We start from the raw sequence: 24550 nt of genomic DNA on the forward strand, positions 1-24550 counted from the left end.
AGGTTATGGGTTAGATATCACTGCCATTGAAGCTGATATCATCACTGTCGTTGTCACTCCAGATGGTGACTTCTTTGCCATCTGCGTTGGTGAAGGTATACCCCTGTAGGGATTGCGTATCAATGTTGCTGGCTTCGTAGACCCCTTGTAACGCATCCGGTAGCGTGTTGATGTTGGCCGTTAGCTCCCAACCGAACCCTTCGAGATCCAGCTTGGTTGCGCCTGTTGCCACAAACTGTGCGTTACTGTCTTCAGCCGTGTTGTTAGCCAGGATCTTATCCAAGCCAAGTTTCAGCTCTGCATCAGTGGCGGTGATCACGGTGGCTTCCAGCTCTTGGAAGGCGGTGGCTGTCATGTCGATGATTTGATTATCGCCATCAGTGCCTACACTGAGGACGTCAAAACCGCTACCCCCACTGAAGTGAACGGTGCCACCATCGGTGCCTGCAATGTCATCGGCATCAAAGATCAGGGTATCGTTACCGCTGCCGGCAAACAGTTGGTCAATGCCGCTGCCACCGTCCAGGGTGTCATTACCTTCCTGACCAAGTAAGAAGTCACTACCGGCATCCCCACTGAGCGTATCATTACCGATCCCGCCATCAAGGAAGTCATCGTTATTACCGCCCGCAAGGGTATCGTCGCCTTCGCCACCACTCAACGTATCATCGCCAGATCCCCCACTGAGTCGGTCATCCCCAAGGCCGCCGTATAGGGTATCAACGCCGCTTTCGCCGTACAGCTTATCGTCGCCGATGTCGCCAAATAGGGTATCGTCATTGTTCCCCCCCCGTAGCGTATCGTTACCTTCGCCGCCATACAGGGTGTCGTTGCCACTTTCCCCTTTAAGGAAGTCATTCCCGGCTTCACCGAGTAAGGTGTCATCACCGCTACCCGCGTAGAGGCTGTCATTGCCTTCGCCACCTTCCAGCGTATCGGTACCGCCTTCGCCATAGAGCTTATCGTTACCCAGACCACCGATCAGTCGGTCATCACCGTCACCGGCTTTCAGGGTATCGTTGCCTTCCCCTCCTTCTAGGCGGTCGGTGCCGCTGCCGGTAATGATGGTGTCGTTACCTAATCCGCCAAGTACGGTGTTATCACCATTACCAGCATTGACGGTATCATTATCGTCACCCGCATCAATCACATCGTTACCGGCTCCTGTGGTGATGGTATCGGCACCTGCACCGGCGAATACGGTGTTATTCCCGTCGCCCAGTGTGATGGTGTCATCCCCGCCACTGATTTCATTGACGATATTGTTACCGTCACCGGCGATGAGGATGTCGTCACCTTCGCCACCGTCGAGTATGTTATCGCCTTCACCCGCATCAAGGGTATCGTTACCGGCATTACCTTGTAGATCATCGTTGCCCGCAAAGGTCTCGATTTTATCATCACCGATCCCGCCATCCACGATATCACGGCCAGTACCGCCGTAAATCGTATCGTTACCGGCATCACCGGAGAGGGTATTGGTACCGGCTGTGCCGTGAAGTTCATCATCCCCCTCACCGCCGTACAAGGCATCATTACCTTCGCCAGCGAAGAGTTTGTCAGTGCCTTCTCCGCCACGCAGGGTATCGTTACCGGCTCCCCCAATCAGCAAATCGGCACCGTCATTACCATCAAGGGTGTCGTCGTTATCGCCGCCATCGAGCATGTCGTCACCGGCACCGCCATCCAGCACATCATTACCGGCTGCGCCATAGAAGGTATCCGTACCGTCGCCTGCGATAGCGGTATCATTGTCCGCACCACCAAAGAGAGTGTTGTCGCCACTACCGAGGTCGATGGTGTTATTGCCCGCTTCACCGTAAACAATATCGTCGCCTTCACCGGCGTTAACGGTATCTTTACCGTCACCAGCAAATAGGGTGTCGTTACCGCCGCCGCCAGTGATGGTGTCGTTATCCGCGCCCCCATAAAGGGTATCACTCGCTTCGCTGCCGATAAGGGTATCGTTACCTTCACCCCCGAAGATTTGATGACTACCACCCGCCGCAGCGGTCAGTATGTCGTCACCGCCTTCACCCAGAACGGTATCGCTGCCGTCATCGGTAATCGTATCGTTGCCCTCACCACCCGCCAGGTAGTCAGCGCCCGCGCCACCAATCAGGGTGTCGTTACCGGCACCGCCAAAGAGGGCATCATCACCTTCACCACCTTTTAAGGTATCGTGACCGGCTCCGGCATCGATATGGTCGTTACCAACGCCAGCATCAATGGTGTCATCACCATCCCCCGAGAAGATCTGATCGACCCCTTCGCCAGTGGTAATGGTATCGTTGTTGATCCCGCCGTAGACGAGGTCATCGCCAAGGCCGGTATCAATGGTGTTAGCACCGGCTTCACCATAAACGGTATCGTTGCCTTCGCCGGTCACAATGGTGTCGTTATCGATACCAGCATAGACCACATCATCCCCTTTGCCGGTGTGGATCTGGTTATTACCGGATTCACCGTAAACAATGTCGTCACCTTCGCCAGCATCCAGTTTATCGTCACCGCTACCAGCAAACAGAATGTCATTACCGGCATTGGCCGTCAGTGTGTCATCGCCCGCACCGCCGCTGAGTACGTCATCTTGGTCAGCAGAAACCAGGGTATCATTGCCACTTTCACCATAAAGTTGGGAGATGCCGTCGCCCCCATCAAGCGTATCGTTGCCCGCACCACCGGCGAGTACGTCATCCCCAAGGCCGCCCGTTAACTGGTCATTACCCGTCCCGCCGACGAGGGTATCGTTGCCGGTACCGCCATCAAGGATATCGTCGCCAATACCGCCGAGCAGCACGTCATTGCCTTCACCGCCAGAGAGGGCATCATCACCGGCTGCGCCTTCAAGAGTGTCATCACCCAGCTCGCCTTTTAGGGTGTCGCTGTCTTCGCCCCCGTGCAGGTAGTCATTTTCGACTGAGCCTGTCAGGACGTCTTCACCTTGGCCGCCATACAATTTAGAGGCGTTGGCACCAGCAGATATTGTGTCGTCACCGTCTTCGCCAAAGAGTTGGTTATTACCGGATTGCCCCAAAATGGTGTCATTACCGGCACCGGCGTAAACCGCATCATCGCCGGCACCCACATCAATGGTATCGGCACCGCCACCCGCGAATATTTGGTCATTACCTGCGTCAGAGGTGATAGTGTCATCGCCGCTGCCCGCATAGAGACTATCGTGCCCAGCCCCTGAGGTAATCGTGTTGTGTCCGTCACCGGCATAGACGGTGTTATCACCTTCACCCACAGCAATCTGATCGTCGCCGCCTTCGGCATAAACCGTATCGCCATCCGCGCCGGTATCAATGGTGTTGTCACCTGCACCGGCAAACACGACATCAGAGCCTTCGCCTGTATCAATGTTGTCATTGCCTGCATCGGTATAGATGATGTCATCACCTTCACCGGCAATCACGGTGTTGTTACCGCTTTCTCCGTAAATCACGTCGTTCCCGATCCCACCGTCAATGTGATCGTCACCATCGCCCGCAAACACAAAGTCATCCCCGGCACCGGCAACAATGATGTCATCGCCTTCATTGGCATGGAGGTGGTCATTGCCTTCGCCGCCGTCGAGTTTATCGGTGCCTTCGCCGCCATAAAGGAAGTCATTGCCTTCACCGCCGGTTAAGGTGTCGTCGCCCATGCCACCAAAGACAAGATCATCGCCTTTGCCGCCATCGACAATATCATCACCTAACTCGCCATAGACTTGGTCGTTACCTTCGCCACCGTAAACGCGGTCATCGTCGTCACCGCCAAGCACGAGATCATCGCCATCATCGCCATGGATCTCATCGTTGCCGGCTCCGCCCATGATGAAGTCATCGCCGTCGCCCCCACTCAGGATATCGATGCCGGCATCACCGTGAATTTCATCGTGACCTTCACCGCCGGCAATGGTGTCGTTGCCGAGGCCACCAAACAGTTTATCGTCGCCCAAGCCGCCATCGAGTACATCATCACCGTCGTCACCGAGCAGGATATCGGCACCTTTACCACCGAAAAGGGTATCGTCGCCCAGTTCGCCGAGCAGGGTATCATCCCCTTTGCCGCCGTATAGGGTGTCGTTGCCGTCACTGCCGAGCAGGGTATCGGCCCCGTCGTCACCGTACAGGGTATCGTTGTCATTGCCTCCGATTAGCACATCGTCGCCATCGCCCCCGTGCAGGGTATCGCTGTTGATATCGCCATCAAGGAAGTCATTACCTTCGCCACCTAAAAGGGTATCTGCACCTTGTTGGCCAAACAGGGTGTCATCGCCTTCACCGCCACTGATGGTGTCATCATAAATGTTGTGTGCAACAAGATTGACGGTTTGAATATCCTCAATCGGGTCGCCATTTTCGTCGGATAACCGGAAGCTGATTAAATCGTCGTTATCAAATTGCTCGTGGGAGTAGACATATTCAAGGGTAATGGAACCATCACGGTTAACGGTGGCTGGCACACTGTCGACCACCTGACCATTTTCATCGACAAGATTGACCGTCACCGCACCATAAACAGCGGTGGTAGTAAACGATGCACTCACGAGGCCACTGTTATCGACAAGGTAATTCCCTAATCGCGCACTATGGCTGACGGTTTCCCCTTTATCTTGCGCCGCATCATAGTGGTAGACGTTTTGGGCGGTGCCCCAGTCATCACTTTCTGATGGCGTGGACGGCGTTTCTTCGGTGTATTCGAGATCGCCAAAAATGGTGTCATTGCCTTCATTACCGGCTAAACGGTCGTTACCTTCACCACCAACCACATAGTCATCACCCGCTTTAGCGATAACCTCATCACTACCCGCGCGTACGTTAATGTTGTCATCCTGATCGGTTCCTGTGACGGAGTCATTGAACGTTGTTCCTGTCATATTGCACCTCGTTTGATGGTAAGGCTTGATGTGTGCCGCGTTGCTATATCAAAGGGGCCTTGTATACATGCTGCATACCGTATGCCAGTTTTATAGGCATAGCTGTATAGATACCGCTATTTAGATGTCGCAGTGTTGATCCCATTCGGGATGGTGCGAAGCGGGCGGACAATGCTTGTGCTGCCAAGCACCCTATATATGCAACAAAGACATTATGGGTATGAATGAAGCATAGACGGATAAGTAGGCATGTGTGCCTATGTTTATTGCAAAGTGCATTGCGAATATGAAATGCGTGAGCGGAGAGAGGGAATGAGAGAAGAAGGAAAATAGGATGAATAAATCAGAAGGCAAAGGAGTAGGCGAGCGTAATGGCCCCGTCTTTAAAGCGTCCTGTGTCTTCTCCTCGGTCAGAAGGATGCCAGCGATTACCCGAATAGTTGTTGTATTGCAGGGTAATGGTGCCAGGCCGCCAGTCAAAGTAGCCAAAGCCATAAGTGAAATCTGGGTTCCACGGTTGTTTTTGTTTGCTGTCGAAGTAGTAAAAAGCCGTACCGTTGATGTACCAGTTACCCACAATGGCATATTTGCACCCTAAGCTGAGGGTTTTATGGCTGGTTTTATAGGTAGTAGAAGCCAGATCAAAATACTCAGGGGTGTAGTTAAAATCCAATTGGCAGCCAATAGCACCATCATCCGTGGCGGAAAGCCAATCAAGCAAAGGAGGCGTTACCGGAAACTTCCAACCGAGTGACCAAGTGCCTTGTCGAAACTCAGTAATGGGTTGCTCGTCAGTAGCGTTAAAGCGGTTTCCACCATAGTTGGCGTAGACCAAGCTGAGGGTGTAAGGCCGCCAGTCACTGTAGCCAAACACATAGGTAAAATCCGGATTCCACGGCTGTTGTTGATCAGTATCGAAATAGTAATAAAACGTGCCGGAAACAAACCAATTGCCCAGTAGGGTATATTTCAAAGAAAGTGTGGCGGTCGCGTTGTTATTGGTGGGGCCGCTGGTGGCATTGGCGGGAATGTTCGCCGCAGGCGTTGACAGTAAAGGGTAACCCGCGCCGATGTTGCCACTTAAACCATGTAAAAACGTCTTGTCGTCGCTGTCTTCCCACTCTTCAAAAGGCAACGCAAAAGAGCTCGACACACCTTTCCAAATCACATCCATGTCAGAGGGCTCTGGCTCTTCTTCCTCATGATTGACTTGATCATCAATGAAGTGAGGCGATTGAGGGCCAGGGGCACGTTTACGCGTTTCATACAGGTACTCACTGGCCTGAATTGGCAGTGAAAACATGATGAAAAAAACGCCATACCATCCCTTTATGTGCACGTTCATTCCTTGCTTTATTGAGCCGCTTACAGGCTTCTCATCCATTTTTATGATCTTGTAAACAAAATCTGTCTAATTCTTTGTTGGCACAGGTAAAGGTTACTAGACTCTTGGTTATATGTGAATGGTTTAATATATGTGTTGACAGAATACAAACAAATATACAACATGTTGATTATATTCTTTAAAGCGCATTTTAATGGTGAGCGGTATGCCAGAAATTTTACTTGTTGATGACAACCGAACCATGCTGTTACTACTGAAAACGCAGCTAATGAAGCGCGGCTACCGTATTACAACAGCCAATGATGGTGCGCAGGCATTACAGATTCTGGAAGCGCGGGAAGATATTCAATTTGTACTGAGTGATTGGATGATGCCGGGCATAGACGGCATTGAATTATGCCGACGTGTAAAGTCTGCACATTATGCGCGTTATCTGTTTTTTGTGCTCTTGTCCGGGAAAGACGATCAGCAGTCGATCATTGATGGCATTAATGCCGGGGCTGACGACTTTGTCGTGAAGGACACCCACATTGATGAATTGGTGGCCCGTATTCAAGCCGGGTTTCGTACCCTTGCCCTACACAATGAGATCACCAGCAAAAATACACAGCTTGATAAAGCCTACGCGACGATAAAAAAGGATTTGGAATCGGCGGGGGATTTACTGCGTCGGTTGTTACCGCAGGAGAAAAAGCTGATTGGTGTTGAGTTGAGCTATGTCTCCATCCCGAGTGCGCAAATCGGTGGTGACATGCTGGGCTACATGCAGTTGGATGAAGAACACGTGGCGTTTTACCTGCTGGATGTGGCAGGGCATGGGGTGTCTTCAGCGCTCATGTCTTTTTCTGTTCAGCAGAGCATCTCCGTGAGCTCTGATAAAGGGGCGGTCGTTAAAACCAGTATTCCAGAACCGCCTTATTACCGATTGAATGCACCGCATGAAGTGTTAGCCCGATTGAATGATTTGTACCTTAGTGGTGCAGAGAACATGCTCTATTTCACTATGGCGTATGCCACGCTCAATGTGAAAACCGGCCAGCTTGCTTTTGCGGTGGCTGGGCATCCGCCATTGGTATGGCTGCATAGCCAAACGGGTGAAGCGGAGTTTATTGGGCAGGACAGCTTCGTGGTGGGAGCGTTTGATTTTGCTGAGTATGAAACGTCATACATTCAGTTAGAACCCGGTGACAAAGTCTGGATTTATTCTGATGGCATTACCGAAGCTGAAAATGGCGCTATGCAGTTTTCAGAACCACGTTTTAAAGATTTGGTTGTGACATTGAAAGATCACCCAACGGCCGTGCAAACAGAGTTGTTGGTGAAAAGAGTTCGCGAGTGGCAGCAAGCTGATAATTTTGATGATGATATCAGTGTGATGGCTGTTGAATGGACCGGATACCCAGAAGGAGAGCAAGCATGCAATATGAGATTATCCACAAAGGTCAGTGCACAATTTTACAAGTAAACGAAGCAAGGTTTGACGCCAAGTTGGCACCGCAATTTCGTGGCGTGGTTGAGCAGCACATTGATGAAATTGGCCATCATCTTGTATTGGAACTGACGAATGTGCGTTTTATGGACAGCAGTGGCCTAGGGGCAGTAATGGCTGTCTACAAAATGCTGCGTGGTAAAAAAATCAGCGTCGTGAACCCGCAGCGTCCGGTGCGTGAACTACTCAAGCTGACGCGTATGGACAAATTGATCACCCATTACGACAGTATTGATAGCGCCATTGATGCACTAGCTTAACAAGGAGCTTGCTATGAAAGGGATGATTCTTGCCGCAGGTAAAGGTACGCGCGTTAGACCGATCACACATACCATTCCTAAGCCGATGATCCCAATCTTGGGTAAGCCGGTAATGGAATCCATGATCCAGTTATTTTCGGCACACGGTATCAAGAAAATTGTGGTGAATACCAGTCATTTGGCTGAAGTGATTGAAAACTATTTCAGTGACGGCCATCACTTCAATGTCCAATTGTCGTATTCCTATGAAGGGGAAATGGTTGACGGCAAGTTTGTCAGTAAGGCGTTAGGCTCTGCAGGCGGGATGCGTAAAATTCAGGACTTTTCCGGCTTTTTCGATGAAACGTTCGTGGTGGTGTGTGGTGATGCGTGGATCGATTTAGATTTGACTGAAGCAATGAATCGCCATAAAGAAAAGGGGGGGATTGCTACCATTGTTACCCGTGATGTGCCCCCTGAAGAAGTGTGTAAGTACGGTGTCGTTGTGGCGGATAAAACAGGAAAAGTGACCAGTTTCCAAGAAAAACCGGCGATTGAAGATGCCTTATCAACGGAAATCAATACTGGGATTTATATCTTTGAACCGGCCATTTTTGACTATATCCCGGCAGATCAGGAATACGATATCGGCAGTGAATTGTTCCCGAAACTGGTTGAAGAGCAGGTCGCTTTTTATGCCACCAGCATGGATTTTCAATGGCTAGATGTGGGTAACATCAGTGATATCTGGGGCGTAACCAGTGAAATTTTGCACGGCAAGGTACCGGGTTACCCGATTCCGGGAACGCAGGTGAAACCGGGTATTTGGGTGGGTATTAATACCGTATTTGATGAGTACGTTTGCCAAATCACACCGCCTGTGATTATCAGTAGTGGCTGTGAAATCCAGCCGGGGGTCAAAATTGAAGGGCCTGCGGTGATTGGTGCGAACTGTAAAGTCGAAACGGGTGCAGAAATTAAACAGAGTTTGATCAGCGATTATATCCATGTGGCGGGTGCCGCCTATGTCGATAATAAAACGGTCTTTGGTGATTATTTCATTAGTCATGATGGGTATACCCAGTCGCTAAGTGAGCTGGATGCCGTACATATGCTGAAAGATCGCCGACAAACGCAGCCTATGGTGGGCAGTATAGGCAGTATCCCAACGTATGTTCCATCCGATCCGGCTAGTACAGAGGAAGACATTTTAAATCAATAGGAGCTTGCCTAATGGAAAGGGTCAGTGGGTGTTTTAGCAAGCAGTATCAAAGTTCATCCGAGGTATCACGCTATATAGCAGAAGACATGCAGCGTTTTTTAAACAGCCAATCGGTTTCTAATGAAATGATTGAGCAAGTAGAACTCTGTTTAGTGGAAGTGGTGAATAATGCGTATGAGCATGCCTATCAATATTCGGATGAATTGCCGATTGATTTTTCATGCTTTTTTAATTCCGAAGATGAATTAGTCATTGAAGTGTCGGATTACGGTAAGGCGATGTCACAAGAAGAGTTCAGCCGGGCGGTACAGGGGGAGTTTATTGAACCCGATCCGGATGATCCGGAAACATGGACGACGTCGGGCCGGGGATTCATCATTGTTGTGCAGTTAACTGATGGATTGGAATATAACAGTGTTGGCGATAAAAATACGTTTAAGATATTAAAACGCGCCAATCAATAACGATTTTTAATCTGTATGGATAATGCATTGAGGATAATACCCACGTTATCCTCAATCGTTATCGCCTGTTCATGCTTCAGAACATATTTTGGAAGGCGCTAAATGGATTTTTATTTTAAGCAATTTGAACATCGCCAACCGCCAGAACCTGTGCCTTACAGTATGTCGAGAGAGTTATTATACCAATACCTTGCGACCTGTAATTTAACGCTGGGGATTTGGTATTTATGGTGGCGATGGACATACGCCCTGAATTACGACGCTATGTGGTTTTCTTTTCCACTTGTATTTGCAGAATCGTGTGCGTTTATTGGTTCGGTGTTATTTACGTTTAACTTGTGGAAAACGAAAGACGAACCACGCAAACCTGCCCCGTATTTGATTGATGAATGCGTGGCGGAGGACAGCCCAGAAGCCGGTTCAGGCCGCCCCATCAGCATTGATGTGTTCTTTCCTACCTATGACGAAGAACCGGAATTGGTTCGACTCAGCATTATTGATGCGCAGAAAATTCGTTATCCCCACGACATTGAAATGAAAATATTCATTCTGGATGACGGTAAGCGTCCGGCAATGGCGGCGATGGCACAAGAAATGGGCGTGGAATATATCACCCGTGAAAACAACATTGGTTTTAAAGCGGGGAATCTGCGAAACGCTTTGGAACAAACCTACGGCGATTTTATCGTGATTTGCGATGCCGATACCCGTCCGTTCCCTACCATTTTAGAACATACCATGGGGTACTTCCGCGATCCGAACGTGGCATGGGTACAGACACCACAGTGGTTCTTTGACTTGCCGGAAGGGGAGCGTCTGCCGGTTTGGTTAAATCGCAAAGTCGGTAAAACCGGTCAGTGGCTGGGTAAAGTGGCAGAAAAACTGTATGGCCCCGTCACTATCGGTCAAGATCCGTATGTGAATGATCCGCAAATGTTCTATGACGTGATTCAGCGTCGCCGTAACTGGGTGAATGCGTCATTTTGTTGTGGCGCGGGTTCGATTCACCGTCGTGAAGCGGTCATGGAAGCGGCCCTGCGCAGCTACAGTGAGCAGATCAGCAAAGAGCAAGTTGAAGTCGAAAAGCAGATCCGCAAGATCACCAAAGAAAAACAGGTGGATAAATCGGTCTCAGACAACCTGCGCCAAGAGCTGATTTTTGATACGGAATTTACCCCGTATAAATTCCACGTGTCAGAAGATATCTATACCTCTATCGTGCTCCATTCTGACAGTGAGCGCAATTGGCGCTCCGTCATGCATCCTAATGTGGAAAGTAAAATGCTTTCGCCACAGGATCTGCAAACCTGGACGGTACAGCGCTTTAAATATTCCGGCGGGTCCATTGATATTTTCATGAATGACAACCCCATTTTCCGTAAAGGTATGAACCTGAAGCAAAAGCTGATGTATGGCGCGAGCTTTTGGTCAAACTTATCGGCGATTTGGAACATCATTTTCTTAGCCTGTCCGATCATTTATTTCCTCACCAGTATTGCGCCGGTCAGTGCCTACGATGTGTCGTTTTACCTGCATTTTATTCCGTTCGTCTTAACGGCTGAACTGGCCATGATGATCGGGACGTGGGGTGTAGCGGGCTATAAAGGCAAAACAAACTTCCTGTCCTTTTTCCCAGTGAACCTCCGCGCGCTCTGGACAGTATTGCGTGGGCGGAAAATCAGTTTCCCGACCACGCCTAAAGAGCGACAAACCGGAACATTTGGCCACTTAGTGCTGCCTCAGATGCTGGTGTTCGGACTCAGTCTGATCAGCATGATCTACGCATGGGGCAGTTACTTCTTCGGCGGGTATGGAAATTATTCAATGGGGGGCCTGATTTTTAACAGCTTCTGGACCCTGAATAACATGATGGCGATGTGGGGCATGATTGCAGCGGCGTATTGGTCGCCACCACCTGCAGCAGACACGGAAGAAGAATCAGGTACAGAGGAATTAAAATATGGGATTTAAACAAGCCGCATTAAATGCCCGGCATCATATTGTGTTTTTGCTCGGGTTATTCACCGCATTGGTGATTGCTTTTTCGGTGGAGGAGCGAGATTACGGCCGCGTACTCGGGAATATCACCTTTGAAGCGACAGAGACCATCCCACTTCGAGAGAATCGGGTATTAACCCAAGAAGAAGTTGAGTGGGCAAATAAAGCGTGGCAGTACTTTGAAAATAACTACCAGTCGAATACCGGTCTTGTCAATTCGGTGAACGGGTATCCGTCTACCACTATGTGGGATACAGCGTCGTATTTGATGGGGCTGATTTCAGCGGAAAAACTGAATGTGATCAGCCATTCCACCTTTGAATTACGGATGGAAAAAGCGCTGCATACCTTAGCACGTCTACCGCTGGTGGAAGGGAAGCTGCCGAATAAAGCGTATAACACCCAAACACTGGAAATGGTGGATTATGACAATACCCCAGTTAAAGCCGGTATTGGCTGGTCTGCGATTGATATCGGCCGCATTTTGGTGCCGCTCAATATCATGGTATGGCAGTACCCACAATTTAATAAACAAGTGAATGATGTGCTCAACCATTGGGATGTGAGCGCAATGATCATCGACGGCTATCTGTACGGCTCTCGCCCGTCAAAGAGAAATGATGACGGCATGGAGTTAGTGCAAGAAGGCCGTATCGGCTATGAAGAATACGCCTCTAAAGCCATGTCATTGATGGGGCGCGATGTCTTCAATGCCATGAAGTACATCGATTACCTCGAAATGCGAGAAATTGATGGTATCGATATCCCGACGGACTTGCGTGACCCGGCTAAATTCCATGCTCACAACTATGTGGTGAGTGAATCTTACATTCTCGACAGCTTGGAATTCGGCGCCGACAGCGTATCCAAAATTTTTGCCCATCGCGTGTATAAAGCGCAAGAAAACCGTTATGAGCGAACCGGTATTTTAACGGCAGTCAGTGAAGATAATACCGATGAAGCCCCGTACTTTGTGTACAACACGGTCTTCTCTGATGGCAAAGAATGGAATGCAATCACGGATAAAGGCGAAGACGCTTCACACCTGAAATCCTTGTCAACGAAAGCGGCCTTTGGCTGGTACGCCTTGTATGACAGCGACTATACCGCGTTGCTGATTGATGATGCGAAGAGCCTCTATTCAGAAAAAGACGGCTGGTATTCAGGCCGCTATGAAGTGGATGGTCGCGTAAATAAAGCGATCACCGCTAACACCAACGGCATTGTGTTGGAATCGTTAGCCTATATCGAAAATGGATCACTGTTGAGTGTCGGTGTCCAGTAAGCAGTAGCGTCAGGAGTGTAAGATGCGTTATATCATCATAGGTTTGCTTGGGCTTGTTGCTGTTGGCTGTGGCAATAAATATAACCAGTTTTCTGATGAAGTGGTTGATCGGAAGAATCACTGGTCAGTGCCAAAAGCCAGACAGGGTAAGCTGACTGAAAAAGAAATGGATATGGCCCGAATTGCCTGGAAGTATTTTGAAAATAACTACCAGGAGTCAACGGGGTTGGTGAATGCGGTAAATAATTATCCGTCGGTCACCTGGTGGGATGCCGCATCTTATATGGCCGGGATGGTCAGTGCGTATGAATTGGGGATCATTGATAAAGAAGAGTTTGATCGCCGTTTACGCAAAATGATCACCACACTCAATAAGCTGGATTTATTCCGCAATGAGTTGCCCAATAAAGCCTATAACACCCAAACTGCGGGTAAAGTGGACTACGGTAACCAACCGGGTGAAATCGGCTATTCTGCGCTGGACTTAGGACGTTTGCTGATTTGGCTACACATTATCAAACACCGTTATCCGGAATATGCGAATGGCATTGATTCGGCGGTATTGCGCTGGAACTTCTGTAACGTAGTGGATGAAAACGGCACCATGTTCGGGGCGCTGTTAGAAAAAGACAAGCCCGTGCAGTACTTGCAGGAAGGCCGTTTAGGCTATGAAGAATATGCCGCCAAAGGGTTTGAATTGTGGGGGTTTGATACCACACAAGCGGCAATGCCTGAGCCGTACAGCACCATCAACTTGTATGGGTATGATGTGCCGTATGACACCCGCGATCCACGTAAATTGAAAGCTCACAGTTATGTTGTGACCGAAAGTTATGTACTGGATGGTATCGAAATGGGGTGGGATGTGGTGGAAGACCGTTCACCGCACGATTATCGGTATTCCAACGAATGGATGGCGGAATTTGCCCTGCAAATCTATCGCGTGCAAGAAGAACGCTATAAACAAACGGGGATCATTACGGCGCGTACGGAACACCAGTTAGCGGGACCTCCATACTTTGTGTATGACACCATTTATACCGATGGATTTGCCTGGAACACGATTTCGGAAGTGGGTGAATTTTTGCCTCAGTATGCTGCCGTTGCGATCAAAGGGGCGATGGGCATGTGGGTGTTGTGGGACACCGAATACACCGATCTGTTGTTTGATCATATCTCCCACAGTTATGACCGTGAAAAAGGGTTCTATGAGGGGATTTTTGAAAACGGAACTGGTTTGATCAATACCTTTACCTCGAATAATAACGGGATCACGCTTGAGATCTTGTTATACAAAGAACAAGGTAAATTGCTGCGTTATAAAGATAACGTCGCCCCGAGTCTGTGGGAGAAAGCCCTGGAAACGCCGTTTGGTTATGAAGGGCAATGTTTGCCTCGGAAAAAGCCATTTAAGCTGTAATGTGGTTTGGTAAGGATTGCCCATGTTAAAAAAAACGCTGGTTGTTTTGGTGGCTTGCCATATTGCGGCATGTGGGGTGGTGTACCGAGGCGTGCAAGATGGCATGACATCGGTCAATACCTCACAACTAATCCGACAGGGGCGATACGGTGAATTAACCGAAGACGAACTGGCATGGGCAAAAACGGCGTGGACCTATGTAGAAAACAACACCAACCCGACCACCGGGTTGGTGAATGCCCTTGATAACTATCCCACCACCAACCTGTCTAATATTGCTGATTACCTCATTGCGTTGATGGCCGCTGATGAAATGGGGTTTATCACCAGTAAAGCGCACGATGAGCGTTTGACCTTAGTGTTGAGTTTCCTGAATAAAATGCCGCTGGGTATGTTGGGTGTGCCGAATAAGGTGTACAGCACGCAAACTGGCCAAATGGTCGATTACGCCAACCAACCCGCTGAATTAGGGTGGTCGTCCATTGATATTGGTCGACTGCTGATTGTGCTGGCGATGACCAAGCAGCGTAATCCCACATTCTCTGAATATATTGACAAAGCTGTATTGCGTTGGAATTTTTGTGAACTGGTCAGTGAGGATGGTGAGCTCTTTGGCGGTACCATCAATAACGGGCAAGTCTTTCGCTATAAAGAGGGACGGTTAGGCATTGAAGAGTACACAGCTTACGGTTACCTCGACTGGCAAATTGTGCCAGCCAAGGCCATGTTGCTAGAGCCCTATGAAGTGGTCACCATCAATGGGATCGACTTGTTATTCGATGGCCGCGATCCCCGTCATTACGATGTGTTGCGTCCTGTGTATAGCACGCCTTATTTATTGTTGGGGATGGAGTTTAACTGGGATGAGATCACCGATTATCGTTCCAGTGATGCCGTGCACTCCAATCATACGTTATCCGCGATGGCTGATGCGGTATACCGTTTACAGGCGTCACGGTGGGAGCAGGAGCGCATTTATACCGCTCGGGGGGAACATTCGGTCAGCGGTGAGCCGTATTTTGTCTATGACAGCATTTATGCGTTAGGCACGCCATGGATCACAGTGGCGGAAGACGGTAGTGATCACGATGAAAAAGCCTTGGTGTCGACGCGGGTGGCTTTTCAAATGTGGGCATTATGGAAAACGGATTACACTGACAGGCTGCTGACATTGGTACAAGAGTTGTATGATCCTAATCGCGGTTGGTATGAAGGCCGCTACGAATTAACCAGTGCGTACGAGAAAACCATTTCATTGCAGACCAATGCGGGCGTATTGGAAGCCTTGTTGTACAAAGCGAACGGGAAGTTGTACCAGCGTACGACTGAAAAGGAATACAGGGACGTGCAGTTTAATTCGCGTTTCTATCATCCAGGGAAATGTTTGGCGGAGACCTTTCGATGAAAAGACCGGTGGGTTGGTGTGATGATGTCAGTTGGTGTAAGCGGCAAGGGTTACGCCTCATCATCAGTGTTTGGCTCTTACTGGGTAGTGTGTGGAGTATGGCGTCACCCATAGAGCTGGATTTATCGCCCTTTGCTAAAGGATCCCATTTGGTGAGTCAGGGGCGTTACACCCAAGCGGCGGAGCAATGGCATCGGTTATCGCTGGCATTCCTGAGCGCAGAATCGCAGTTGGGACGCAAAAAGATGTGGCAGTATGCGGGCACTGCAGAAGCATTGGCGGCCATGGCGGCAGATAAAGCCAATGATGCAATGGCTTATCAATATTGGGCCGACAGTACTCGTTATCTAATGACGGGCGGGACTGACTGGCTGCAAATGCGAAAAAAACTGCATCGTCGTTTTGAGCAGGCTAACACCTTGCTGTCAACGCAGTTGCAAGTCGCAGATGTCGCCAGCAGTGTGGATCTTGAATGGCAACAAACCTTGAGTCAGTTGCAGGTGTGGGATGAAAAATTAACGGTATTTAGTTTTGCTGCGCCTAAATTGGGGATGGAAGATATGCGTCAGCAAGCTGCGGCGTCATTGAAAACACAACCAGTAAAGCCGCGATATATTCGCCCATCACCGTCACCGACAGGAAAAAAACTAAGCGGTATCAATACCGGCTTTACTCATGAGAATAAGGCCAGAGTTATGACGGTGCCGATCACGGGGCCTGATGCAGAAGCGGCAGACAAAGCATTGACGACGGATCACTCACATCCCATTTCAGAGACACAGTCAGATAGCCAGACAAATAGCCAACAAGACGCAAACTCACCAGCAGAATCGGTTCCGGTTGATCCCGTTAACCCGTTTCCGGTTAAGCCGCTAGTGATACAATCGGGCCACGTTGATCCCTCTGCATCATCAATGGAAGAAGATAAAACACGCGAGCCATCTGTTCTACCCGTAACTGGTTCGGCCCCTCAGACTCCACAAGTCTCCAAGGCGAATGTGGTTGTGACACCCGTGCAGCCAATCCAATTTAGACAAGAAGCCGATTTAATTTCCGGGGAAACGGTGACGGCTGTGCCTCCTGCGTCATCATCGTTAGAGAATGACAAATCAGAAAAGAAGCCATCGACTTCGGCAGTGAAAGGCGTGGTGTCACGGGGAAATCTTGAAACCGTTGAAGATACTGGGGTGGAGGCGCTGCGTCGGCGCAGTTTTGCCCCCAGTCAGCCTACGAGTAACGCAGAATAACCCGAGTCGCGTTTATTCCGATGGTGCAAAAAGCACCTCGTTATATTCAGGTTCTGGGGTGGTATTGAAGCGGTCAGTCGTGCACTGTTTGGCTTTGGTATCACAGTAGACTTTATTGCTGAAGGAAAAACGTTGGGTATCGAAGTTATCAGCGCCGACCTCATCAATCATCGCCATGACTTTATCTTGTGCTTCTTTCCCTAAGAACATTTCCGTGAATGCCATGGATATGCCATATCCATCGACACAAAAGCCTGCCTTTTTATCACAAATAACACCTCGGTCAGGTGAATAGACCGTTTCGTTGAAACCGGTTTTTGCTTGTACCAAACCAAATCCTACAAAAAGAGCAATTTGTAATAAGATCAACGGGCGCATAATTTACCTTTATGACAACGAAAGACGGTTTCCATGATTTTATGGGATAAAGGGTGGTTCTGTTGTTTAATAACAGAGACACTATATATCGAATAGAATATACCTAGCTTGAGATTATTCACAGAGGAGCTTTTTTATGCAGTGGTATCTGTTTGTGTTGAAACAGTATGCAGTCTTTAAAGGACGCGCTAGCAGGCCTGAATATTGGTATTTCGTGCTATGTAATATCATCATCAGTGTCGTTCTAGCGATTGTGAACCATATATTGGGAAATCCGGGCGGCGGTGAAGGGGGCGGTGTACTGGGGTTTGTGTATTCGTTGATGGTGCTTTTACCGAGTTTGGCCGTAGCAACACGCCGTTTGCATGATACCGGACGGACGGGTTGGTGGTTATTGATTGGTCTGATCCCATTGATTGGCTTTTTAGTGTTGGTGTATTTCTTCGTACAACCTACTGAGCCTGAGGCTAATCAATACGGTGATATGCCACCGGCAAGTCCGGTTTTATCCGCATAACGTGATGGGTTATGGGGGCGTTTCCTCTCTTAAAAATAAGAATTAAGACAGAAACCTCGCGTCGATAAGGGCGCGGGGATCCCAATTGCTTTAATTCATAATGAGTTAGAGATAAGTCGACTTTTCTTATTACCCGTACAAGTTTCTCAATTCATCTACACTTACTCCACGATGCCACTTTATTGACTGTGTTTTTCTGTCTTTACAGCATAACCAGCGATTCGGGTGGTGCGGATTTGTCAGTTGGCGGCAAAGACTCCAGTGATGCCATTGAAGTTCGTGGAGTAATACAATGAAAATACAACCGATAGCGCTCTTTATTTTGAGTGCGAGTGTATCGGGGCTGGCGATGGCCTACGAATACGAAAAGCAAGACGATGACGACAGTAGAGGGTATAAGGATTACTCATCTAATGAGGCGTCTACCTCTCATCGCTACTCTTCTCATTATCAGAGCTCTTCTTATAAACACGATGGTTATGATGACTATCATGATGATACTGATGACGAGGAGCATGAATATGAACACGAAAGTGGACATGAATACAAAATAAAAGTATTGAATCTGGTGGGTACTGGTTACATGTATGAGCAGGATGTGCCTGATATCGATGGTGATAAAAATCCCGATCCTGCGATGTGTTTTGATGTGGATTTACAAGATCCCACAACCGGTGAATCCATTGGTTATGCGACTGATTGTCTCTCTGAGATCACCGGTGAGGGGGATGGGGTAAAATTAATCGGTACCACCTATTTCTACTTATCGAATGGGGTGATCGTTACGCGGGGGCTGACGACAGTGCAGCCTGTATTACAAGAAACGGTGACGCCTAACGGGAATACCATTACCCATATCACAGGTGCATCCAGCGACACAAATGGTGTGTTAAAAGCGTATGGTGATTACGCATGGCACCAAGGCCCGGTGAGATTATCGGGGATGGTGGACCTAAGCCAATTTAGCCAGTCTGTCGGTGATCCTATTCACTTTGATTGTTTGTTTACAATGAAACTCAAAGAAGTGAAATATCACTGGCCGCATTGGTATAACTGGCATCGACATCATCACTATCAGGATGACCGTTATGACCGTTATCCTCAGCGTTCGCATAACCGTAAATACCGGCATGAACATTGGTCAGATAAAGATAAACACAACGATGACCAAAGTGGTTATTGAGTGATTCAATCAGTAAGCGCCAGTAGCGGAAAGGCACTGGCGCTTTTTTATTTTGACGACGGTTAGCGTGTCGCTGCCTGATAGGTTTTGTAACCCCCAATCAGGTTACGGGCTTTATACCCATTGTTGACCAACTGGCGGTATGCCACATTGCCACGCAGGCCGACCTGACAGTAAATCACGATCTCTTTGTCTTTTGGCAATTCGTTCATGCGTTGACGGAGCTGATCCACCGGAATGTTGATCGCGCCAGCCAAATAGCCTTGCTTCAGCTCGCCCGGGTTACGCACATCCAGCAGTAGCTGATTATCCGTAAGATGATCGATTTCATCGAAGTGGATCGGTGTCGCATCTCCTTTCATGATATTGCTTGCCACAAAGGCAGCTTGGTTAATCACATCTTTTGCGCTGCCAAAGGGCGGAGCATAAGTCAGTTCAAGATGTTGCAGTTGTTCAACCGTCATCCCTGCGCGTTGTGCGACAGCCATGATATCAATGCGCTTGTCGACACCGTCTTTACCTACCGCTTGTGCGCCAAAGATCTTACCGGTTTCAGGATCAAACAGCAGTTTAAAGGAAACCACTTCTGCGCCTGGGTAATAACTGGCATGGCTGGCCGTGTGCACAAAGACTTTTTCGTAGCGCACACCATCACGTTTCAGCTGCTTTTCATTTTGGCCGGTTGACGCCACGGCAAGGTCAAACACTTTACAGATCGCGGTCCCTTGTGTGCCTTGGTAGCTTTCATTGCGACCTAGCATGTTATCTGCCGCCATACGCCCTTGGCGGTTGGCTGGGCCTGCCAGTGGAACGAAGGTGGATTGGCCTGTGACAAAATCCATGTCTTCGACGGCATCTCCGACGGCATAAATGGATGGATCACTGGTTTGCATTTGTGCGTTAACCCAAATACCGCCTTGTGGCCCCAATTTCAGACCGGCATTTTCTGCCAGCGAGGTTTCTGGGCGCACGCCCACCGCCATGATCAGAATACCGGTTTCCAGTGTGTCGCCGTTATTCAAGGTCAACGTTAAGCCCTGAGCATTTTCGTGAGGGTGTACGGCATCCAGCGCGACGCCCAAGCGTAGGTCAATGCCTTTTTCTCGAATGGTGTCGTGCACAAAGCCCGCCATTTCACGGTCGACCGGTGTCATGACCTGATCGGCCATCTCAATCAATGTGGTTGTGATACCACGCTGGTGGAAGGCTTCCATCATTTCCAGACCAATGAAGCCACCTCCCACAACGGTAGCGTGCGCCGGTTGATGTGCGTCTAAGGTCGCTAGAATGCGATCCATGTCTGGGATATTGCGCAGAGAATGGGTCAGCGGATTGTCGATACCGGCGATTGGCGGGATCACAGGGGCAGCGCCCGGGCTGAGCAATAACACATCGTACGTTTCCTCGTAGGAGGTGCCATCCAGCAGGTTAGTGACGGTGACGGTTTTAGCATCACGGTTAATGGCGATGACATCACTCATGACACGGACATCGACATTAAAGCGTGTCAGGAAACTGGCTGGTGTTTGTAACAGCAACTTGCTGCGATCGGTGATATCGCCACCGATGTGATAAGGCAGGCCGCAGTTTGCGAAAGAAACGAATTCACCACGCTCGAACATGATGATTTGAGCGTCTTCACTTAATCGACGTGCGCGTGCAGCAGCAGATGCGCCACCGGCAACACCGCCAACAATGATGATTTTTGTCTGTGCCATTGTGATCTCCGTATTTGTGTTCAACAGTCGCCTCATGCATACACACGCTGTGTATTCCCAGTTCTCTATACCGAATTCTGTATGTTGAATCTTGTATAGATAAATGAATATGACCGTTTTGATGGGACTAGCGTACCACAGATATTAAATTAGTAAATTCTAATTTAGTCTTGACTAATTGTGAGCAAAAAAGCCACACTGATAAAGAAAGAGGGGAATACGAATATTCATCAGGATGAATATTTGAGCAAATAGTGCTTTACACAACGATTACCAGACAACAGGTACCAGACAACGGGTATCACCAGACAACAGGAGCACAGTGATGGGCGTAGAATTTTCATGGCAGAGCATGTGGCAGCCATTAGCGGGTGGCATGTTATTGGGGCTATCTGCCGCTTTGTTGCTATTGATGAACGGACGCATTGCCGGGATCAGCGGAATTGTGTCTGGTTTGCTGAAACCGGCTAAAGGTGAATGGCAATGGCGGCTGCTATTTGTGGTCGGTATGCTGATCAGCGGTGCGGCCATGCCACTCTTTGATGTTACCTTTCCCAGTTCGCTACCGGTCAGTTCGTGGGGCATGGTGGCGCTTGCCGGGTTATTGGTGGGCATCGGGACGAAACTGGGCAATGGCTGTACCAGTGGGCACGGTATTTGTGGAATGGGGCGGTTGTCTAAACGTTCTATTGTGGCGACGTGTGTCTTTATGGCGGTGGCTATCTTGACGGTTTTTATTCGCATTCACGTACTGTGATGCACCGATTTTGATGAGGAAATAATAATGATGAATCGTGTATCTGCATTGATAGCGGGTGTGCTGTTTGGCATGGGGATGATGCTCTCTGGCATGATCGACCCACATAAAGTCTTGGGCTTTTTAGATATCACCGGCGCGTGGGATCCGAGTTTGGCCTTTGTCATGGGCGGTGCACTCCTGGTGTTTATGCCGGTGTACTTTTTGGTGATCCGTCGACGCCAACAACCTGTGTGTGAAACATCCTTCTCGGTCAGTACGAATACCGTGATTGATAAGCGCTTGATTGCAGGGGCAAGTCTGTTTGGTGTTGGCTGGGGTTTGGCGGGGATCTGTCCGGGGCCCGCTGTGACCTCTTTGCCAAGTCAAAATGGCGTCATTGTGGTGTTCTTGGTCGCGATGTTAGTGGGGATGTCGCTGGTTAATCGGTATGACCAACATGTGGCGGTGAGACAGAAAACGCATTAATCCGCAAAGCTGCTCGGAAAATCACAAAGAGCCTGAAAGAAAAGGCGGGGTTTCATCGCAGAGTATGAGTGATCCCTGTTCTTTGTGATACGAGGCCGGGATCTTCCTCTCTTGTTGGAGCTGCTGGTTGCAATGGTCAGTGAGTTTGATAAAACAAGATGAAGGATATAGCTACCAGTAAGAGACGCGATTTGAAAACTGTTGCTGAAAAACTGCTGACAGCCACCATCATGGCACAAAATAATAAGCAAGGGGCGCTGAACACCCTTGAAGCCCTCTACAGTAAAGCCCGTTATGCCCGTTTCATGCGGGTAAAATGGGAAGGGCAGTATTACGATGGCATTCAGTTTGATGACGGTAGCAGCATCAGTGTGTATCCGGCTTCCTTCAATAAACTGACCCTTGTGGCAGCGAGCGCACAGTCAACACGGCAAGCGTAATAACACGGAGGTAACGCGCTTTCACAGGGCGCAGGGGAGTATTCAATAGCTGTATGTGTCATTGTTGATAAAAGTGAAATATAAGATTCCAAAATCGATAGTTGATGTGGTTGAGTTAGCCATATAAGTTGCTAAATGACCAAACAAAAGCAGGGTAATCAAAGGATGATTACTCAGTAACAAAGACATATCGTTTTTTGGAGTACGATACATGAACAATCGATCTGATGGGCGAGCGAGTGCTCACTCTGTCGGTGCGTGCGTATTGCCGCAACCTTTATCCCCTCAATACCTTTCTGCACTTCCATCCAATAGCGATCTGCTATTTGGGTATTTTTCTGCATTCCGATTTAGTCACTAGTTAATTTTCGCTTTGCTACACGCAGGGCCGGCTTTAACACCCCACTTTTATTAAATTTGTCGCACAGCTTGTCAGTTACAAGGTATGCGCACTCAATATCAGAGACAAAATTGTGAATATTAAACTACTTGGAAGTTCATTGATCATTGCCGGTACGGCACTGGGCGCCGGTATGCTGGCTATCCCGATGGTATTGGCTCAGTTCGGTTTATTCTGGGGTACCGCATTAATGCTGGTGATCTGGATGGGTACCACTTACGCCGCGTTACTGTTGCTTGAAGCCAGTATTAAAGCCGGTGGCGGTATGGGTATGAACACCATTGCCCGCAAAACATTAGGTAAAGGTGGCCAGTTGGTGACCAATGGCCTGCTATACGCGCTATTAGTATGTTTGTTGATGGCTTACATTATCGGTGCTGGCGACTTGCTGAAGCAGTTGCTGGCCGGCATTGGTGTTGATTTGCCAGTGATGCAAAGCCAGATTCTGTTCACGCTGTTGGCGGGTGCGGTAGTGGCGGCAGGTACGGCTGTGATTGATAAAATCAACCGTGTACTGTTCATCATCATGGTGGTGATGCTGGGTGTAACGTTAATGTCGTTGGTACCAACAATGTCATTCGATAACCTGCTGGGTGCAACCAACGAAGACAAGATGGCGTTGATCAAAACCAGCTCAGTCTTGTTCACCAGCTTCGGTTTCATGGTAGTTATCCCATCTTTGGTGACCTACAACAAAGAAGCGACGCACAAGCAGCTGCGTAACATGGTGATTTTGGGCTCGACGATTCCGTTAGTGAGCTACCTGCTGTGGTTATACGCGGCAATGGGTAACCTGACAGCAGAGCAGATGGTAAGCATGGGTAATGTGTCTGAGCTTATTGCCGCCCTGGGCGCACAGCACAGCATGATTAACGCGGTACTGTCAGTATTCACAGGTTTAGCGCTATTGACCTCTTTCTTGGGTGTGGCCATGGCACTGTTTGATCAGAACGTTGATACATTCCGTCAGAATCGCGCCGTAACGTACGTGTTGACCTTCATTCTGCCACTGTTAGGTGCGCTGTTCGCGGCGAACCAGTTCCTGTCAGTATTGAGCTACGCGGGTATCATTCTTGTCTTCCTGGCGGTCTTTGTACCAATGGCAATGATCATCAAGCTACGTCGTGATAACGACGAAGAGAGCTATGAAGTGGATGCAACCGGTGTGGTATATCAAGCCGCTGGTGGTCAGCTAGCAATGGGCTTGAGCTTCTTGTTCGGTTGTTTCTTGCTGATGGCGGAGTGGGTATAAGCACCGCATCTGTATCAGCGAAGAGATAAGACAGAATTGAAAGATTGAAAGCACGACAAAAGGGCGTTTACGAAAGTAAACGCCCTTTTTTGTATGCGCGAAAAGTGAACTCAGCAACGGTATTGTGCCGAATGCTAAGTCGATTAAGCGGATACATCTCTGCATAGACAGAGGTAAAGCGAGGTGGAAATGGGCAAGATGCGACCAAACAAAAATGCCGTTTTTTGAAGTTTTAGTGACCAAACAAAAACTTCACACCGACTTTATGGAGTACGAAATATCGATAAAGCGGCGTTTCCAATGAGGTTTATAATACAAACTTTATGGGATCCTCACCAGATACCGGCCTTACTCACTCCGGCTGAAAACACACCCAACTGTAAAGAATTGAGTACACTTAAGTTGTTGATATATGGTCAGTAGGCATGATTATACCTGTGGGACTGTGGGACTGTG

The 24550-nt window shown here is 48.8% G+C and carries 19 protein-coding genes; 15 read left to right on the forward strand and 4 right to left on the reverse strand.

The features are described from left to right. Window positions 1–10: 10 nt before the first annotated feature. Both ABT58_RS00970 and ABT58_RS00975 read right to left on the reverse strand, forming a co-directional pair. Window positions 11–4867, reverse strand: coding sequence for a type I secretion protein (locus ABT58_RS00970; RefSeq protein WP_047872468.1), 4857 nt, complete (start codon window positions 4865–4867; stop codon window positions 11–13). Between the two features lie 343 nt (window positions 4868–5210). After that, window positions 5211–6170, reverse strand: coding sequence for a hypothetical protein (locus ABT58_RS00975; RefSeq protein ID WP_107205078.1), 960 nt, complete (start codon window positions 6168–6170; stop codon window positions 5211–5213). Between the two features lie 247 nt (window positions 6171–6417). On the opposite strand from ABT58_RS00975, the gene ABT58_RS00980 reads away from it, so the two are divergent. From ABT58_RS00980 to ABT58_RS23325, 9 genes are all read left to right on the forward strand, one after another. Continuing rightward, on the forward strand, window positions 6418–7677 hold the full coding sequence (locus ABT58_RS00980) for a PP2C family protein-serine/threonine phosphatase (protein ID WP_047872512.1): 1260 nt from the start codon (window positions 6418–6420) through the stop codon (window positions 7675–7677). Further along, window positions 7629–7961 (forward strand): STAS domain-containing protein, encoded by a 333-nt coding sequence (locus ABT58_RS00985; RefSeq protein WP_047872470.1) that lies wholly within the window; start codon window positions 7629–7631, stop codon window positions 7959–7961. The genes ABT58_RS00980 and ABT58_RS00985 overlap by 49 nt, the downstream gene beginning before the upstream one ends. Before the next feature lie 13 nt (window positions 7962–7974). Beyond that, window positions 7975–9162: a nucleotidyltransferase family protein gene (locus tag ABT58_RS00990; protein ID WP_047872471.1), complete on the forward strand. Its 1188-nt coding sequence runs from the start codon at window positions 7975–7977 to the stop codon at window positions 9160–9162. Between the two features lie 11 nt (window positions 9163–9173). Next, window positions 9174–9626 carry an ATP-binding protein gene (locus tag ABT58_RS00995; RefSeq protein WP_047872472.1) on the forward strand — a complete coding sequence of 151 codons (453 nt, stop codon included), beginning with the start codon at window positions 9174–9176 and terminating at the stop codon, window positions 9624–9626. Window positions 9627–9728: 102 nt separating this feature from the next. Next, window positions 9729–11597 carry a glycosyltransferase family 2 protein gene (locus ABT58_RS01000; RefSeq protein ID WP_047872473.1) on the forward strand — a complete coding sequence of 623 codons (1869 nt, stop codon included), beginning with the start codon at window positions 9729–9731 and terminating at the stop codon, window positions 11595–11597. Continuing rightward, window positions 11587–12909, forward strand: a complete 1323-nt coding sequence (locus tag ABT58_RS01005) for a DUF3131 domain-containing protein (protein WP_047872474.1) — start codon at window positions 11587–11589, stop codon at window positions 12907–12909. The genes ABT58_RS01000 and ABT58_RS01005 overlap by 11 nt, the downstream gene beginning before the upstream one ends. Before the next feature lie 22 nt (window positions 12910–12931). Then, window positions 12932–14329, forward strand: coding sequence for a DUF3131 domain-containing protein (locus tag ABT58_RS01010; RefSeq protein ID WP_047872475.1), 1398 nt, complete (start codon window positions 12932–12934; stop codon window positions 14327–14329). Window positions 14330–14351: 22 nt separating this feature from the next. Beyond that, entirely contained in the window at window positions 14352–15734 is a 1383-nt protein-coding gene (locus tag ABT58_RS01015) for a DUF3131 domain-containing protein (RefSeq protein ID WP_047872476.1), read from the forward strand. Beyond that, entirely contained in the window at window positions 15731–16981 is a 1251-nt protein-coding gene (locus tag ABT58_RS23325) for a hypothetical protein (RefSeq protein WP_053062913.1), read from the forward strand. The genes ABT58_RS01015 and ABT58_RS23325 overlap by 4 nt, the downstream gene beginning before the upstream one ends. A gap of 12 nt (window positions 16982–16993) precedes the next feature. Here ABT58_RS23325 and ABT58_RS01025 read toward each other — a convergent pair whose 3' ends face one another. Then, window positions 16994–17359 (reverse strand): YcgJ family protein, encoded by a 366-nt coding sequence (locus ABT58_RS01025; protein WP_047872477.1) that lies wholly within the window; start codon window positions 17357–17359, stop codon window positions 16994–16996. Between the two features lie 136 nt (window positions 17360–17495). On the opposite strand from ABT58_RS01025, the gene ABT58_RS01030 reads away from it, so the two are divergent. Both ABT58_RS01030 and ABT58_RS24280 read left to right on the forward strand, forming a co-directional pair. After that, complete coding sequence (locus ABT58_RS01030; RefSeq protein ID WP_047872478.1) at window positions 17496–17876, forward strand: DUF805 domain-containing protein; 381 nt, start codon at window positions 17496–17498, stop codon at window positions 17874–17876. A 292-nt stretch (window positions 17877–18168) separates the two neighbouring features. Next, complete coding sequence (locus tag ABT58_RS24280; protein WP_053062914.1) at window positions 18169–19059, forward strand: hypothetical protein; 891 nt, start codon at window positions 18169–18171, stop codon at window positions 19057–19059. A 62-nt stretch (window positions 19060–19121) separates the two neighbouring features. On the opposite strand, the gene ABT58_RS01040 is transcribed toward ABT58_RS24280, so the two are convergent. After that, window positions 19122–20777, reverse strand: coding sequence for an FAD-dependent oxidoreductase (locus ABT58_RS01040; RefSeq protein ID WP_047872479.1), 1656 nt, complete (start codon window positions 20775–20777; stop codon window positions 19122–19124). Window positions 20778–21102: 325 nt separating this feature from the next. Here ABT58_RS01040 and ABT58_RS01045 point away from each other — a divergent pair, with 325 nt between their 5' ends. The 4 genes from ABT58_RS01045 (at window position 21103) to ABT58_RS01060 (ending at window position 24094) form a co-directional block, all read left to right on the forward strand. Continuing rightward, window positions 21103–21534 (forward strand): YeeE/YedE family protein, encoded by a 432-nt coding sequence (locus ABT58_RS01045; protein WP_047872480.1) that lies wholly within the window; start codon window positions 21103–21105, stop codon window positions 21532–21534. A gap of 27 nt (window positions 21535–21561) precedes the next feature. Beyond that, entirely contained in the window at window positions 21562–22002 is a 441-nt protein-coding gene (locus tag ABT58_RS01050) for a YeeE/YedE family protein (protein WP_047872481.1), read from the forward strand. 191 nt (window positions 22003–22193) lie between these two features. Then, on the forward strand, window positions 22194–22442 hold the full coding sequence (locus ABT58_RS01055; protein ID WP_229821735.1) for a hypothetical protein: 249 nt from the start codon (window positions 22194–22196) through the stop codon (window positions 22440–22442). Window positions 22443–22915: 473 nt separating this feature from the next. Further along, the gene (locus tag ABT58_RS01060) at window positions 22916–24094 is read left to right on the forward strand and encodes an amino acid permease (protein WP_047872483.1); all 1179 of its coding nucleotides are present in this window, start codon (window positions 22916–22918) and stop codon (window positions 24092–24094) included. Window positions 24095–24550: the final 456 nt, after the last annotated feature.

It is taken from the genome of Photobacterium aphoticum (assembly GCF_001029435.1).
Classification (GTDB): domain Bacteria; phylum Pseudomonadota; class Gammaproteobacteria; order Enterobacterales; family Vibrionaceae; genus Photobacterium; species Photobacterium aphoticum.

Bases quoted from the DNA above. Each gene is read 5' to 3' on its own strand.
- ABT58_RS00970 (WP_047872468.1), bottom strand. From the start codon at position 4,867: ATGACAGGAACAACGTTCAATGACTCCGTCACAGGAACCGATCAGGAT.
- ABT58_RS00975 (WP_107205078.1), bottom strand. From the start codon at position 6,170: ATGTTTTCACTGCCAATTCAGGCCAGTGAGTACCTGTATGAAACGCGT.
- ABT58_RS00980 (WP_047872512.1), top strand. From the start codon at position 6,418: ATGCCAGAAATTTTACTTGTTGATGACAACCGAACCATGCTGTTACTA.
- ABT58_RS00985 (WP_047872470.1), top strand. From the start codon at position 7,629: ATGCAATATGAGATTATCCACAAAGGTCAGTGCACAATTTTACAAGTA.
- ABT58_RS00990 (WP_047872471.1), top strand. From the start codon at position 7,975: ATGAAAGGGATGATTCTTGCCGCAGGTAAAGGTACGCGCGTTAGACCG.
- ABT58_RS00995 (WP_047872472.1), top strand. From the start codon at position 9,174: ATGGAAAGGGTCAGTGGGTGTTTTAGCAAGCAGTATCAAAGTTCATCC.
- ABT58_RS01000 (WP_047872473.1), top strand. From the start codon at position 9,729: ATGGATTTTTATTTTAAGCAATTTGAACATCGCCAACCGCCAGAACCT.
- ABT58_RS01005 (WP_047872474.1), top strand. From the start codon at position 11,587: ATGGGATTTAAACAAGCCGCATTAAATGCCCGGCATCATATTGTGTTT.
- ABT58_RS01010 (WP_047872475.1), top strand. From the start codon at position 12,932: ATGCGTTATATCATCATAGGTTTGCTTGGGCTTGTTGCTGTTGGCTGT.
- ABT58_RS01015 (WP_047872476.1), top strand. From the start codon at position 14,352: ATGTTAAAAAAAACGCTGGTTGTTTTGGTGGCTTGCCATATTGCGGCA.
- ABT58_RS23325 (WP_053062913.1), top strand. From the start codon at position 15,731: ATGAAAAGACCGGTGGGTTGGTGTGATGATGTCAGTTGGTGTAAGCGG.
- ABT58_RS01025 (WP_047872477.1), bottom strand. From the start codon at position 17,359: ATGCGCCCGTTGATCTTATTACAAATTGCTCTTTTTGTAGGATTTGGT.
- ABT58_RS01030 (WP_047872478.1), top strand. From the start codon at position 17,496: ATGCAGTGGTATCTGTTTGTGTTGAAACAGTATGCAGTCTTTAAAGGA.
- ABT58_RS24280 (WP_053062914.1), top strand. From the start codon at position 18,169: ATGAAAATACAACCGATAGCGCTCTTTATTTTGAGTGCGAGTGTATCG.
- ABT58_RS01040 (WP_047872479.1), bottom strand. From the start codon at position 20,777: ATGGCACAGACAAAAATCATCATTGTTGGCGGTGTTGCCGGTGGCGCA.
- ABT58_RS01045 (WP_047872480.1), top strand. From the start codon at position 21,103: ATGGGCGTAGAATTTTCATGGCAGAGCATGTGGCAGCCATTAGCGGGT.
- ABT58_RS01050 (WP_047872481.1), top strand. From the start codon at position 21,562: ATGATGAATCGTGTATCTGCATTGATAGCGGGTGTGCTGTTTGGCATG.